This is a genomic window from Pseudomonas sp. C9 (assembly GCF_002000165.1).
Classification (GTDB): domain Bacteria; phylum Pseudomonadota; class Gammaproteobacteria; order Pseudomonadales; family Pseudomonadaceae; genus Aquipseudomonas.
Window position 1 is genome coordinate 1,449,692 of sequence record NZ_MPAK01000001.1, and the last position, 14,101, is coordinate 1,463,792.

Genomic DNA, 14,101 nt, shown 5'->3' on the forward strand with positions numbered 1-14,101 from the left:
TCGCTTTTGATTTTGATCTGCTTTTGATCTTTCGCCCCTTCGGCAGGCCGAGTGGAGGTGTTCATCAGGGGATTAGGCGCGTAGCGCCGTGCGGCGAAGCCGCACACATCGAGAGGAGGTCGTCGCGAAGCAGACCGTAGGCGATGCCCCCCGATGAATACCGGAGCGAGGGAACACTGAGCCTTAGCGAAGTGCCGTACGCCGGGGCGAAGCCTTTTGCTTACTTTTTGGCGTCTGAAAAAGTGAGTCGCTGTAAGAGCGAAACCATAAGCCGCCGTTACCGCAGAAACGGATATACGCACAGACCAACGCTTACACACGAAGCCACTGATTTTGATCTGCCTAAACACCCAAACAGAATGGTGAAAAACGAAGTCGTATGCCGATCCATTGTCGGAGTGAACCCGCTCGCGAAGCATTTGATCTTGATCTTGATCTGCTTTTGATCTKTCGCCCCTTCGGCAGGCCGAGTGGAGGTGTTCATCAGGGGATTAGGCGCGTAGCGCCGTGCGGCGAAGCCGCACACATCGAGAGGAGGTCGTCGCGAAGCAGACCGTAGGCGATGCCCCCYGATGRATACCGGAGCGAGGGAACACTGAGCCTTAGCGAAGTGCCGTACGCCGGGGCGAAGCCTTTTGCTTACTTTTCGGCGTCTGGAAAAGTGAGTCGCTGTAAGAGCGAAACCATAAGCCGCCGTTACCGCAGAAACGGATATACGCACAGACCAACGCTTACACACGAAGCCACTGATTTTGATCTGCCTAAACACCCAAACAGAATGGTGAAAAACGAAGTCGTATGCCGATCCATTGTCGGAGTGAACCCGCTCGCGAAGCATTTGATCTTGTTCTTGATCTGCTTTTGATCTTTCGCCCCTTCGGCAGGCCGAGCGTAGGTGTTCATCAGGGGGTTAGGCGCGTAGCGCCGTGCGGCGAAGCCGCACACATCGAGAGGAGGTCGTCGCGAAGCAGACCGTAGGCGATGCCCCCTGATGGATACCGGAGCGAGGGAACACTGAGCCTTAGCGAAGTGCCGTACGCCGGGGCGAAGCCTTTTGCTTACTTTTTGGCGTCTGAAAAAGTGAGTCGCTGTAAGAGCGAAACCATAAGCCGCCGTTACCGCAGAAACGGATATTCACTCAGACCAAAGCGCACACACGAAGCCTTTGATTTTGATCCGCCCCCCATGGACCGAACGCAGAAAATCAGTCCGGCAACCACCCCCACAACCAATGCTGAAGATTATCCCCCCGCAACATGAAGTCCCGATGCACCGCCTCACGCAATTGATCACCCATGCGATAACTGGCATCAGGATCAGCCAGATGCATGCGAATCGCCTGCAACCACTCATCGGTGCTATTGCTCAAAATCTTGGTGCACGGCAAGAAACCGTCATAAGCACGGGTATCCGTGCAAATCACCGGATAACCGCACGCGCCATATTCCAACAACCGCAGGTTACTTTTGCAGTCGTTGAAGATATGGAACTCCAGCGGCGCCAGTGCCAGATCGAGATTCAGGCTCGCCAGTTTGTACGGGTAGTTTTGCAGATCGATGGTGCCATAAAACTCATGAACATACGGGCGCAAGGCGTCCGGGCACATGCCGAAGAACACCCACTCCACTTCATCGGCCAGCTCGCGGACCACCTCGGCAATGATTTCCAGATCACCGGTGTGGCTGGTGCCGCCCCCCCAGCCAACCCGTGGTTTTTTCGACGTGCGGCGTTGACTGGTCAGCGTCGCCCACGGCTCGGGTGGCAGCATGTTGGGCACCACGCGAATTTCACTGTGCATACTCGACAGGGCATCCGCCAGCGCCTGGGTAGTCACCACCACGCGGTCGCATTGGGCAATGCCCTCACGCAGCAACTGCTCGGTGTTGACCGGTTTGTTGCGCGCATGAGTGTTCTTTTTCGGCGTGCTGACGATGTAGTCGTCCAGCTCGAAAATCCGCAAGGCGTTGGAGAATTTCTTTATGCGCAGAATGTCTGCCGCCGAGCCTTCCCCGTAGCGCCCCTGCAAAACAATAGTGTCAGGCGACAGGCGCTCGATTTCCACGGTCGATGGCGACTCGTAGGCCACACGTGAAATAACTCGCCCAGCCGACTCAAGTGCCGCCAGGGGTGCTGTCACGCGGTAATACCCGATCGCCGACTCGTTGACCGGCAACCCGAGAATCACCGGCAGGTCGCGATGACAGAACGGATTCCAGTTATTGCGCAGCGAAGGCTCCAGACTGAAACTCGACACACCGAGTGTCAGCGCCGGATTGTAGGCCGGATCGCGAGATATTTTCGGCAACCACTTTTGGTAGAAAATTTCCTGTTCAAGTACCAGCGCCTGCACATCGCCCGGCGACGCTGCTGGCGGGGCATCCTCCCCAATCACGACGCTCGCAAAAGGCGTCCAGACGATCAAGTAGCCGTTTTTATCCGCCTTGAGGCACAGATCAGTAGCGCCGAGTTCCAGATTGAATTCGGCGTCATCCAACCGACCCAGGCTGTCGAACACTTCTTTACGCACCATCAGGCAATCACTGCTGACCGCGCTCCAGTTCTGCACTACTTGCAGACGCTGCATGTAGCCACGCGCACTGACATGTTCGCCAAGGAACGGCGAGGTGGCGGGCCCGGCCAGCCCCAGAATCAAACCGGCGGAGACAATCGCACCGCTGGGGTTCATCAGGCGCGCGCCGACCACGCCGACTTCCGGACGCTGGGCGTGGTTGAGCAGTTCGGCGAGCCAGTCGCCGGCGCAAATCACACTGCGCGGGTTGAGCGTCAGCAGATACTCGCCACGCGCCTGGCTGGCTGCGAAGTTGACCAGGGACGCTTCACCGGTACGACCGTCAAAAGGCAGCACTCGCAACATCGCGGCGCCCAGCTGAGACATCGCGCCCAGCCAATCGGCCATCGCCGAATCGCCGCGCCCTTCATCGACAATCAGGATTTCGTATTCAGCGTACGTAGTCTGCTCGATCAGGCTTTCCGTGCAGCGTTGCAAGGCGGACAGCGAGGCGCCCGCCACAATGATGATCGAGACCACAGGTCGGTGAGTGTGCAGGTAGTCGATGCGCTTGAGCAGCGGCAGCTCTTGATCGCGAATCCGGTGTTCGAGACCGATGCGGGTCAGGTGCGCGCTGACCAGCGCCTCACTGCCTTCGATCACTTCAGGCAACGACAGCCAATCGGCGTAGGTCTGTGTCGACTCCACCTGAATCTCGCTGATGTGCTCAATGGTGTGCAACCCGGCCTCTTCCACCAGCCGCCAGAGCAAATCATGCGGCGCCAATTCGCCATGAGCCGAATCGAAACCGCCCACCGCCAAAAAGCGCTGGCGCTCAAACGCCAGGGTGCGCCCGACGTATGGGTAGGAACGCATCAGGTCGAGATTGAAGCCTGGCTTGAACACCGGCTCCACGGACTCCCCTTCCACCAACGCGCCTTCGTCACTGTAGGCGCAGAGCATGCCCGGCGTACCGGCAATGCGTTCCGCGAGCACCACCAGTGACGACTCACGCAACGTGTCGCCGGCGCGCAGCAAGTAGAACCAGTGCGCGCCTTCCAGCTGCGGTATCACAGCATTGAGCTGGCGCGACCAATTTGCCTCAAGCGGCAATGGCAGCACGTTATCGGCGGCATCGAATGGCGTGTTGGACAACACCACGATGGCTTGCGGTGCGTAGAGTTGAGTGGCGAGGCTGTCCAGCGTGGCTTTCAGCGCGACGCCATCCGACTCGGTGTCGATGATGATTGGCACCAGGTTCGGACGCACAGCCCAGCGGCTGATTGTTTGCGGCATGTGCCGCGTTTCCGCCGAGGTAAATCGGCGGCTTGCCAGCCATTCGCGATAGAACTCGGCATAGCTGTCGCTCTGCCCGCCGACTCGGCCGTTGACCACGGTGTTGCGGCCGCCCAGCACGCGTACCACGCACAACTCTTCCCACTGACGAGGCTCATCAGCAGCCTTGTTTAAATCAACCATGCGCACCCAACCCGAGGCCGGTGCCGACTCCCCCCCTCGCGAGGTGAGCATTTGAATCAACCATTCCAGTTCCTGAGCGCCGGCGCGGACCATTTCCGACGTCTTGCTCAGACGTTCCGGGTACATACGCTCGGTGCTCATTACCGTGTTGAGCGCCGCCATATTGCCGCGTCGCAGCAGGCACACGAATAAAGCGAAATCGAGCATCGCGACAAAACCGGTGCCTTCCTGGACCAGCGCAGGCAACACTTCCAGCACATCGGCACGGCGCATCAGGGTCGAGCTGAAGTTGCCGATGAAATTCTTCGTCGTGTTCTCGAAAATGGCCAACATGTCATCGCCCTTGAGCAACGCATCACCATACGTGAAACGGCAGTTATCGAGCCGCGGCGGCAGGATGAAGTTACCGGCATCGCTCAACATGCGCAGACCGCAAACGAGGTTGACCTCGGGATGATCGATCAGTACCCGGGCCTGCAACTCGATGCTCGGCGCAAACAGACGGTCGTCGTCGCACAGCACTTTGATGAACTCGCCTCGAGCTTCCTTGACGCAGCGCAATACGTTCTTTTGCAGGCCCAGACGCTTTGGGTTGCGCAAGTAACGAACGGTGTGTGCAGGGTCGGCAAACGACTCGACGATGCGCTGTATCTCGGTGGAGGACGAATCGTCACAAATGACGATTTCAACGTTCTCGTAAGTTTGAGCAAGCGAGCTTTCCAGCGCCTGACTGAAGAAGCGCGGGTTGAAGGCAGGGATGACGATACTGACTAGAGGGCGTTGATTCACGACAGAACTCTCGAGCGGCGAGCCTCTGCCCTTTCAGGCAGAGGCTGCGGAACCGCTTAGGAAAAGACGGCTGGTAGCTCGGCAGCCACAGACTCAGATTTTGTTGAACAAGCCCAGTTGAGCAATCTTGCTGAAAGCCAGTTGCGACGCTTGCAACATGGTTTGCTGCAAGGTCAGGCGGGTCATGACTTCGGCTGGATCAGAATCGCGGATCGCCGACTGGGTCTGGGTGTTGGCCATGACCAGACTCTGATTGGTTTCGCTCTGGGTAGACAGGGCTGCACCACGACCGCCCACCGAACTCAGGGAGCTGGACAACTGATCGCTGCCGCTCGCCAGGTTGCCGATGCCCGAGGCCAACGCAGCCTGAAATTTCTGAATCTGGATCGGATTGCCGCTGATTGGCGTATTCAGCGCAGTCTTCAACTGGTTCACGGTATCCAGGATGTTCTGGGTTTCGTGGGTATTGACGGCCACGCTGAACTGATCGCCCGCGCCCGGCGTACCGGCCAGGGTGAAGCTCACGCCTGAAGCGGTGGCGATGCCAGCCGCTACGGTGCCGGAAGACACTGGCTGGCTGTTGGCGGTCAAAGGTGCGGCGTACAGGTCGAACGCCGTGGCGCTGGTGAACTTCATCACTGCCGATCCCGTAGGGAAACTGGCGTGATAAGCCACTGGGTTGGTGATGCTGCTGCCAGTGACCTGAGTGGCTGTCGGGTTGCCCGGGCTGCGGGTTGCCGTGAAGGTGTCAGGCTTGGCCGCAAGCGTAAAGCTGTGGCCCGGCAGCACGGTGGCTGCGTTGTCACCGACCGCCAGATTGATGTTCAGGTTCAGGTCGACGCCACGGAACGACACGGTCTGGCCAACCGTGGTAGCCGGGTTGAACGCGCCCCCCTGACTGGCTTCAGCGGTCACGTCGTTACCGCCCGAGTCGGTGATTTTCAACTGGGTGCCGCTGACGAAATCGACGGTGTACGGCTCGCCCGAACGGAACTTGCTGTTGTAGGTCACGCTCGACGACACCTGACCATTGGACAGGACCACGCGACCGTCATCCACGGCCGGCGCGGTCATGGTGACCTGGCTGCGGCTGGTGTTGATGGCCTGCTGGAACACTTCCCAACCGGTGCTGTTGGTGGCCATCGACATGGTGTCGCCCACTTTCAGGTCGAGGGTGACCTGGTCGCCGTTGTAGCTGTAGGTACCATCGGCGTTGCGGGTGAACGGCACGGTGTCGCCCTTGGAGCCGGAGAAGATGTACTTGCCGTTCTCGTCCTGGCTGTTCATCAGGCTCAGCAACTGCTCTTCGATCTGCCCCAGCTCCGAAGCGTTAGCCTGACGGTCGGCGTCGGTGTAACCGGCGTTGCCGGCACCGATCGCCAGTTCCTGGGCGCGCTGCAGTACGTTGGTGATGCTGGTCATGACCGACTCGGTCTGACCCAGGGTCGACTTCAAGGTATTGGTGTTGGCTTTGTACTGGTCGAGCATCGAAGCCTGTTGGCCGAGCTGCAACAAACGCGAAGCGCCAACCGGATCATCCGCAGCAGTGTTGATGCGAACCAGGCTGCTGGCCTCTTCGCTGCTCTTGACCACGTTGGAGAAGTTCTTCTGATAGTTGGCAGCAGAGGACTCGTAAAACTGGGCGGTAGAAATGCGCATGGGCTACGACTCCTTAAAGACTGTTGATCAGTGTGCTGAAGATTTCTTGCGCAGCTTTAATGATCTGCGAAGAGGCGGTGTAGTACTGCTGGTATTTGACCAGGTTGCCGGTTTCCTCATCGAGGTCGACACCGGACAGCGAATCGCGAGCGCCCTTGGCGTTGTCCAGGATGGCGCCGGTCGCGGCGCTGTCGAGCTTGCCCTGAGCAGCTTTGGCGCCCACACCCTCGACCAGTTTGCCGTAGGCGTCGGTCAGGGAAATGCCTTTGCTCGCGGAGCCGGTGTCGACCACCTGCTTGGTCTGCAAGCCGGCCAGTGCGGTGCCGTTACGGTTATCCATCGTGCCTGGTTGCGCGATGTTGATGTCCACCGCTGTGCCAGTGGCCGGCGAACCGGCCACGGTCATGTCGAAGCTGACCGTACGCTGCACGGCAGGTGGGCCCGGATCCATGATCGGCGCACCCGTGCCATCTTGCAGCGGCACGGTCAGACTCAGGGTGTTGTTCTGGTTCGGTATGATGGTGCCGGTGCTGATCTGCACGCCTTTGGCATCGAGCAACTGGTAAGGCTGGCTGGCACCACCGGCCGCCGGGGCACCGAACACCACTTTGACCGGCATGGAGGTTTTCATGCCGTTCTGGATGAGTGCGGTGGTGGCCGTGTCGTAGATGTCGAACTTCGTGGTCACGGTTGGCTGACCGCTGGACGAAATGGTCAGGGTACCGCTGCCGCCCGGCGCAATGGCCGCGCTCAACGGTGCCGCGATCGCCAGACGCTTGGAGTCGGTCATCTCGGTCTTGATGTTCGCCGCCGCGTTGCGGGTCGGGGTGATCTTGAACGTGTCACCGGCGGCAGCAGTACCGCCGCTGAGCGTCAACGAGAAACCGTCAATCACTGGCGGCGGCGTGGTCAGGGTGCTGAATGCGCCCATGGACGTGCCGTCCGGCAGACGTTGTACGGTGTAGTTGGTGCCGCTGGTGAAGGTGACTTTGTAATCGTTGATGGTCAGTTTGCCGCTGTCCTCGATGCTCACATCGAAGTCGCCTGAACCGGCGCTGTTGCCGACGGTGGCAACACTGCGATCGGCCATCTGTGCGGCACTGTTGACGCTGTTGAACAGGTTGGAACCGAACGCACCGTTCTTGTCGATGCCCTGGGCCTGGAGGCCGTTCATCTGATCGGCGACGACCAGCGCCACGCGTCCCAGCTCGTTCATGGCCGGATCGAGCACGGTGCTGCGGTAGCGCAGCAGACCGCCAATCTCGCCACCGGTGATCACCGAGGTGATGTCGACAGTGCTGCCGCCACGGTTGAGCTGAATGCCCATGCGCGAAGGATCGGCCAGGCTCGGCACCATTTGCAGGGTGCTGGCGGTGCCGCCCATGACCAGCGGCTGGCCGCTGCCCAGATACACATCAAGGTTGCCGTCGCGCTCGATGACTTGCGCGCCGGTGAAGGTGGAGAGCTGACGCACGGTTTCGTTGCGCGCATCGAGCAACTCGTTCGGCATGCCGCCGGCCTTGGAAACCTCGGAGATTTTCTGGTTCATCTGGGCCACGGTGGCGGCCAGTTTGTTGATCTGGTCGGCCATGTTCGTCAGGTTGCCGTTGATGCTCGCGTTCTGCGCGGTCAACTGGCTGGACACCGAGTTGAAACGGGCGCTCAAGGCCTGAGCATCGCTGAGCAGCAATTGACGAGACGCATCGTCACCCGGCTTGGCGTTGACGTTCTGCACCGAGGCGAAGAACTTGGTCAGCGCGCCGTTGAGGCCGGTGCCGCTGTCCGACAGCAAGGCATCGAGCGGGCTGATCTGCCCGGCGTACGCGGCCGCATCGCTGTTGAGCGAGGTGGTGGTCTGCAGTTGTGCATCGAGGTAGCTGTTGTAGACGCGACGCACATCGGCCAGGGTCGTGCCGGTGCCGATGTAGACGTTGCCGAATTGATTCGAGGCTTTGCTGCTCTGCACGGTTTGCTGACGCGAATAACCGGCGGTGTCGGCGTTGGCAATGTTATTGCCGGTAGTCATCAACGAGGATTGGCCAGCGGCCAGACCCGACATCCCGATATTGAGCAAACTCATGGTTCAGACCTTATGCCTTGTGCCTATAGAGGCGTGGTGGAAGCGCCCGCCGCAGCGTAGTTTTGGTAACTCGTCATCTGCTTGGCTATCTGCGAGATCTTGCTTGCGTAATCCGGGTCGGTTGCATACCCGGCTTTCTGCAACTCGCGTACAAACTGTTCTGGGTTATCGGCCGACTTCACAACATCTTGATAGCGATTGTTGGTTTGCAGCAAAGTCACAAGGTCATGGAAGCTGTCTTTGTACGAGTCGTAGGAACGGAACTCGGCCGTCTCCTTGACCATCTCGCCATTCCTGAATTCGCTGGTGATGGCCCGCGCCGAATCGCCCTTCCAACTGGTGCCGGCCTTGATGCCGAACAGGTTGTGGCTACTGCTGCCATCCTGGGCGCGCATGACCGATTTACCCCAACCGGTTTCCAGCGCCGCCTGGGCTACCAGGTAACGCGGATCGACGCCAATGCGCTCGGCGGCTTCCTTGGCCATCGGCAGCATGGTGTTGACGAATTCGTCGGCGGAACTGAAGGCTTTCTTCGGCGGTGCCAGGGGAATCTGCGCCATGGCACGGCCGTAAACCTGCATGCGTCCGCTCGATTTCGTGTCCGTTTGCGAGGCCAGCCAGTCACCATTGAACAGCGGACCGGCACCGGTCGCTGCCGCAGGCGTCGCGACGCCACGCTCAGGCAACAACGGTTTGTTGGCGGTCGCAGCAGTCGTTGCCGAAGGCACCAGACCGGCGAGCAAGCGATCCGCCAGTTTCGGTGGCAAGGCCAGACGACGCTGATTGATCAGCTCCATGTCATTGCGATGTGTGCCCTCGCCTGCCGGCGCTTTCACCGAGCGCGAAGCCCACAACGGACGCTGACCATTGAGCCGCGACAGCGGACCGTCGGTGGCCACGGTGCCCGCCGCAATCGGCGTCGGCACGGCGGCTTTCGCCGCTTCCTGCTTGGCCGCGGATGCCGCTGCCGCCTCACCCGGCGCCAGTGGTTTGTTCTTCGACATCTGACGCATCAGCACGTCCGCCAGACCAATACCACCGCCCTCACGGGACATGGAAATGGCCAACTGCTGGTCGTACATTTCCTGATACTGCTTGGCCGCCGGCGTGTTGAGCGGATTGTCCTTGCCCAGCGCTTCGGTGGCCGAGCGCATGGATTTGAGCATTTCACCAAGGAACAGCGACTCGAATTCCTGCGCAACCTTGCGCATGTTGCCGTCACTGTTCTTGTCGCCCACCTTGAGCTGATTCAAGCGATTCAAGTCCGAATAGGAACCGGAGTCGCTGCTGCTGACCAGACCGCTCTTGCGCATATCCATGACGACGGTCCCTTAGATCACGATCAGGTCGGCTTGCAATGCGCCAGCCTGTTTCAGTGCTTCGAGGATCGCCATCAAGTCGCCCGGTGCCGCGCCGACCTGGTTCACCGCACGCACGATTTCGTCGAGGGTGGTGCCCGGGCCGAACTTGAACATCGGCTTGGCTTCTTGCTGTGCGTTAACCCGCGAGCGCGGCACAACCGCCGTCTGACCATTGGACAGAGGGCCGGGCTGGCTGACAATCGGGTCTTCGGTAATGGTCACGGTCAAGCTGCCGTGCGTCACGGCGGCCGGCGAAACCTTGACGTTCTGGCCGATCACGATGGTGCCGGTACGCGAGTTGATGATGACTTTCGCCACCGCCTGCCCCGGATCGACTTCAAGGTTTTCCAGGAGCGACAGGTAGTCGACCCGCTGACTTGGATCAAGCGGTGCGCTGACGCGGATCGAACCGCCGTCGATGGCCTGGGCAACGCCCGGACCGAGCATGTTGTTGATCTTGTCGACGATGCGCTTGGCGGTGGTGAAGTCCGAACGGTTGAGGTTCAGCGTCAGGCTGTTGCCTTGGTTGAAACCGCTCGGCACTGAACGCTCGACCGACGCACCACCAGGGATACGACCGGCCGACGGAACGTTGACGGTGATCTTCGAACCGTCACGGCCTTCGGCATCAAAACCACCCACCACCAGGTTGCCCTGGGCGACGGCATAGACGTTGCCGTCGATACCCTTGAGCGGCGTCAGCAACAGGGTACCGCCGCGCAGACTCTTGGAGTTACCGATGGACGACACGGTGATATCGACTTGCTGACCCGGCTTGGCAAACGGCGGCAGGTCCGCGCTGATCGATACCGCGGCCACGTTCTTCAACTGCACGTTGCCCGAACCCGGCGGCACCTTGATGCCGAACTGCGAGAGCATGTTGTTGAAGGTCTGCAGGGTGAACGGGGTTTGCGTTGTCTGGTCACCGGTGCCGTTAAGCCCCACCACCAGACCGTAACCGATCAATTGGTTGGAGCGTACGCCGGAAATACTGGCGATGTCCTTCAGCCGCTCGGCTTGAACGTTGAAGGCTGCCGACAGCAAAAACGCAGCCACCATAAGGCTTTTGAAATTCAACGTAGCCACCTAGAAAGGGAACAGCGGGCTGAGGAAGAAACGGTCGAACCAGCCTGGCTGACTCGCATCGGCAAACGAACCGGTGCCCGAGTAGGTGATGCGTGCATCGGCGACACGAGTCGACGACACAGTGTTATCGGTCGAGATGTCATCGGCGCGCACCAGTCCGGCAATCCGCACCAGTTCATCGCCCGTGTTAAGGGTCATCCACTTCTCGCCACGTACGGCGATGATGCCGTTAGGCAACACGTCGGCAACGGTCACGGTGATCGAGCCGGTCAGGGTGTTGCCCTGCGCCGCCTTGCTGTCACCCTTGGTCGCGCGGTCGCCTTCATAGCTGGCGTCCAGGCTCAAGTCACCACTGCCAAACGGGTTGTTGGTATTGGGGGTGGAACCGAACAGCGAACTCAGGCCGATGCTGGCCTTGCTGTTCTTGCCAATCTGCGAGTTGGCGTTTTTGCTGGCCTGGGTCTTCTCGTTCAGCGTGATGGTGATGATGTCACCCACCCGGAACGCCTTGCGGTCGCTGTACAGGTTCTGTTCGAAACCGGCCTGATAGATCGAGCCATTGTTCGCGGCCGCCGGCAACGGCGTGCGCGGCAACACCGGGGCGTAATAAGGGTCATTGGGCTTGGGCGTCGTTGGGACGCAGCCCGCGAGCACAACAGCCCCACTCAGTGCCAGAACAGATACAAAGCGATTCATGACCCTACCTCACGGTGTTGCAGGCGACCTCATGGCCGCCTCATAGACTTGATTACAGATTCTGCGTTACGAACGAGAGCATCTGGTCGGCGGTGGAGATCACCTTGGAGTTCATCTCGTAGGCACGCTGAGTGGTGATCATGTTGACCATCTCTTCAACGGTGCTGACGTTGGACGTTTCCAGGGTGTTCTGCAGCGTGGTACCGAAACCGTTCAAGCCCGGGGTACCGACTTGCGGTGCGCCGCTGGCCGCAGTTTCCAGGAACAGGTTGTTGCCCACTGCTTGCAGACCGGCCGGGTTGATGAAGTCGGCGGTTTGCAGGTTGCCGATCACCTGGTTGGCCGGGTTACCCGGAACGGTGATGGACACGGTGCCGTCGCGACCGACCGTGAAGGTCTGCGCGTCGTTGGGAATGACAATGGCCGGCTCAAGGGCGAAGCCGCTGGCGTTCACGACCTGACCGTTGGAGTCGAGGTGGAACGTACCGTCGCGGGTGTAAGACGTGGTGCCGTCCGGCTGCAGGATCTGGAAGAAACCGCGACCGTCGACCGCCAGGTCAAGTGGCTGCTCGGTGGTTTGCAGGCTGCCGGCGGTGAAGTTTTTCTGGGTGCCGACGATGCGCACACCGGTACCCACTTGCAGACCCGACGGCAGTTCGCTGTCCTGGGTCGACTGGGCGCCTGGCTGGCGCTTGATCTGATAGAGCAAGTCCTGGAACTCGGCACGATCACGTTTGAAACCCGTGGTCGACACGTTGGCCAGGTTGTTGGAAATGGTGGTCAGGTTGGTGTCCTGGGCGGACAGACCTGTTTTGGCAACCCATAGAGCCGGAAGCATTCGATTCTCCTCGTGCGCCTGTTTTACGGCGCGACGTTCTGATAATTAGCTGATCTGCAAGACCCGAGCCATGGCCTGGTCATCGTCTTTGGCGGTGTTCATCATCTTGATGTGCAGCTCGAACTGCTTGGACAAAGCCAACACCGAGGTCATTTCTTCCACGGCGTTGACGTTGCTCGACTCCAGGAACCCGGACACCAGTTTGACGCCGGAATCGGCTTGCGCCGGCTTGCCGTCCTTGGTGTGGATCGAACCATCCAGGCCTTTGGTCATGTTCTTCAGGTCAGGGTTGACCAGCTTGATGCGGTCGACTTCAGCCATCACGCGCGGGCCTTCGCCCATCGCACGGATGCTGATGGTGCCGTCCTCGCCCACTTCGATTTGCTGCTCGGGCGGCACGGCGATCGGTCCGCCATTGCCCATCACCGGCATACCGTTGCCGGCCCGCAGTACGCCTAGGGCGTCCACGTTCAGGCTGCCGGTGCGCACGTAAGTTTCTTGACCTGCAGGGTTCTGCACGGCGATCCAGCCATTGCCTTGCACGGCGACGTCGAGGTCGCGGCCGGTCTCGACCAGCGAGCCAGGGGAGAAGTCGGTGGCCGGGCGCTCGGTCATGGCAAACGCACGCGCCGGAAAGCTGTCACCAAACACCGGCATCGAACGGGCCTGTTCCAGGTCCTTCTGAAAACCGTTGGTGGAGATGTTTGCCAGGTTGTTGGCATGAGCCTTCTGCGCCAGTGCATTCTGGCTGGCGCCGGTCATTGCCACATAAAGGTACTTGTCCACACTCTTTCCTCTGCATGCCGGACGTTTGCCGCCCACCGCTGTACTTCGCAGGCTGTAGCAATTTGCAGACCAACTTGCACGCAGAGGCTCAAAGCCCTTTAAAACACTGGGCTTGAGGGTTATCAGGGGAGGATGACGGATTGTGTCAAAGTCGAAAAACCGGCGCGGATATGCCGCTTCGCGGCAATACGGTGAAAGCCCTCGGCCGGATTTGCTACCAGCCTTTGACTCCGCTCATGTCGGGCAACTGGTGGGCAATGCCCTTGTGGCAGTCGATACAGGTCGCCTGGCCGCTGGCCAGTGACGTGGAGTGCATATTGGCGGCGCGTTTGCCCTGACGGGTGAAATCCATGAATTCGAAGTTATGGCAATTGCGGCACTCCCGGGAGTCGTTGGCCTTGAGCCGCCCCCACTCGTGTTCGGCCAACTCACGCCGCATATCGAGAAACTTTTCACGGGTATCGATCGTGCCGAACACCTTGCCCCACACTTCCTTGGAGGCCTGCATCTTGCGGGCAATCTTGTGCGTCCATTCATGGGGAACATGGCAGTCCGGGCACGTGGCTCGAACGCCGGAGCGATTGGTGTAGTGAATGGTTTCCTGCAACTCGACAAAAACGTTGTCGCGCATTTCATGGCAGGAAATACAGAACTTCTCGGTATTGGTCGCTTCCAGTGCAGTGTTGAAACCGCCCCAGAAAATCACCCCGGCAATAAACCCGCCAAGCGTCAGGAAGCCCAGGCTGTAATGCACGCTGGGCCGACGCAGAACACCCCAATAATCCTTGAGCAGGGCAAGCAACGATTTCATGTCCTCT

Annotated in this window: 9 protein-coding genes; all 9 read right to left on the reverse strand. The window is 59.8% G+C overall.

The window, feature by feature from the left end; genetic code table 11:
* Nucleotides 1-1,204 precede the first annotated feature (1,204 nt).
* Nucleotides 1,205-4,777: a glycosyltransferase gene (locus tag BMS17_RS06905; protein WP_077430669.1), complete on the reverse strand. Its 3,573-nt coding sequence runs from the start codon at nucleotides 4,775-4,777 to the stop codon at nucleotides 1,205-1,207.
* A 93-nt stretch (nucleotides 4,778-4,870) separates the two neighbouring features.
* A complete protein-coding gene (locus tag BMS17_RS06910; RefSeq protein ID WP_046032802.1) occupies nucleotides 4,871-6,436 on the reverse strand; it encodes a flagellar hook-associated protein 3 in 1,566 nt (521 codons plus the stop codon).
* A gap of 13 nt (nucleotides 6,437-6,449) precedes the next feature.
* Nucleotides 6,450-8,516 (reverse strand): flagellar hook-associated protein FlgK, encoded by a 2,067-nt coding sequence (flgK, locus tag BMS17_RS06915; RefSeq protein WP_046032801.1) that lies wholly within the window; start codon nucleotides 8,514-8,516, stop codon nucleotides 6,450-6,452.
* A gap of 23 nt (nucleotides 8,517-8,539) precedes the next feature.
* Entirely contained in the window at nucleotides 8,540-9,835 is a 1,296-nt protein-coding gene (flgJ, locus tag BMS17_RS06920; RefSeq protein WP_077430670.1) for a flagellar assembly peptidoglycan hydrolase FlgJ, read from the reverse strand.
* A gap of 12 nt (nucleotides 9,836-9,847) precedes the next feature.
* Nucleotides 9,848-10,936: a flagellar basal body P-ring protein FlgI gene (locus tag BMS17_RS06925; RefSeq protein WP_046032799.1), complete on the reverse strand. Its 1,089-nt coding sequence runs from the start codon at nucleotides 10,934-10,936 to the stop codon at nucleotides 9,848-9,850.
* Nucleotides 10,937-10,963: 27 nt separating this feature from the next.
* The gene (gene flgH / locus BMS17_RS06930) at nucleotides 10,964-11,659 is read right to left on the reverse strand and encodes a flagellar basal body L-ring protein FlgH (protein WP_046032798.1); all 696 of its coding nucleotides are present in this window, start codon (nucleotides 11,657-11,659) and stop codon (nucleotides 10,964-10,966) included.
* 52 nt (nucleotides 11,660-11,711) lie between these two features.
* Nucleotides 11,712-12,497: a flagellar basal-body rod protein FlgG gene (flgG, locus tag BMS17_RS06935; RefSeq protein WP_046032797.1), complete on the reverse strand. Its 786-nt coding sequence runs from the start codon at nucleotides 12,495-12,497 to the stop codon at nucleotides 11,712-11,714.
* 45 nt (nucleotides 12,498-12,542) lie between these two features.
* Nucleotides 12,543-13,283, reverse strand: coding sequence for a flagellar basal body rod protein FlgF (locus BMS17_RS06940; protein WP_046032796.1), 741 nt, complete (start codon nucleotides 13,281-13,283; stop codon nucleotides 12,543-12,545).
* A 214-nt stretch (nucleotides 13,284-13,497) separates the two neighbouring features.
* The gene (locus tag BMS17_RS06945) at nucleotides 13,498-14,094 is read right to left on the reverse strand and encodes a cytochrome c3 family protein (RefSeq protein ID WP_046032795.1); all 597 of its coding nucleotides are present in this window, start codon (nucleotides 14,092-14,094) and stop codon (nucleotides 13,498-13,500) included.
* Nucleotides 14,095-14,101: the final 7 nt, after the last annotated feature.

Excerpts from the sequence above, each read along its gene's own strand:
- flgJ (WP_077430670.1), bottom strand. The coding sequence starts at position 9,835 with ATGGATATGCGCAAGAGCGGTCTGGTCAGCAGCAGCGACTCCGGTTCC.
- flgG (WP_046032797.1), bottom strand. The coding sequence starts at position 12,497 with ATGCTTCCGGCTCTATGGGTTGCCAAAACAGGTCTGTCCGCCCAGGAC.
- BMS17_RS06945 (WP_046032795.1), bottom strand. The coding sequence starts at position 14,094 with ATGAAATCGTTGCTTGCCCTGCTCAAGGATTATTGGGGTGTTCTGCGT.
- flgH (WP_046032798.1), bottom strand. The coding sequence starts at position 11,659 with ATGAATCGCTTTGTATCTGTTCTGGCACTGAGTGGGGCTGTTGTGCTC.
- BMS17_RS06925 (WP_046032799.1), bottom strand. The coding sequence starts at position 10,936 with ATGGTGGCTGCGTTTTTGCTGTCGGCAGCCTTCAACGTTCAAGCCGAG.
- BMS17_RS06910 (WP_046032802.1), bottom strand. The coding sequence starts at position 6,436 with ATGCGCATTTCTACCGCCCAGTTTTACGAGTCCTCTGCTGCCAACTAT.
- flgK (WP_046032801.1), bottom strand. The coding sequence starts at position 8,516 with ATGAGTTTGCTCAATATCGGGATGTCGGGTCTGGCCGCTGGCCAATCC.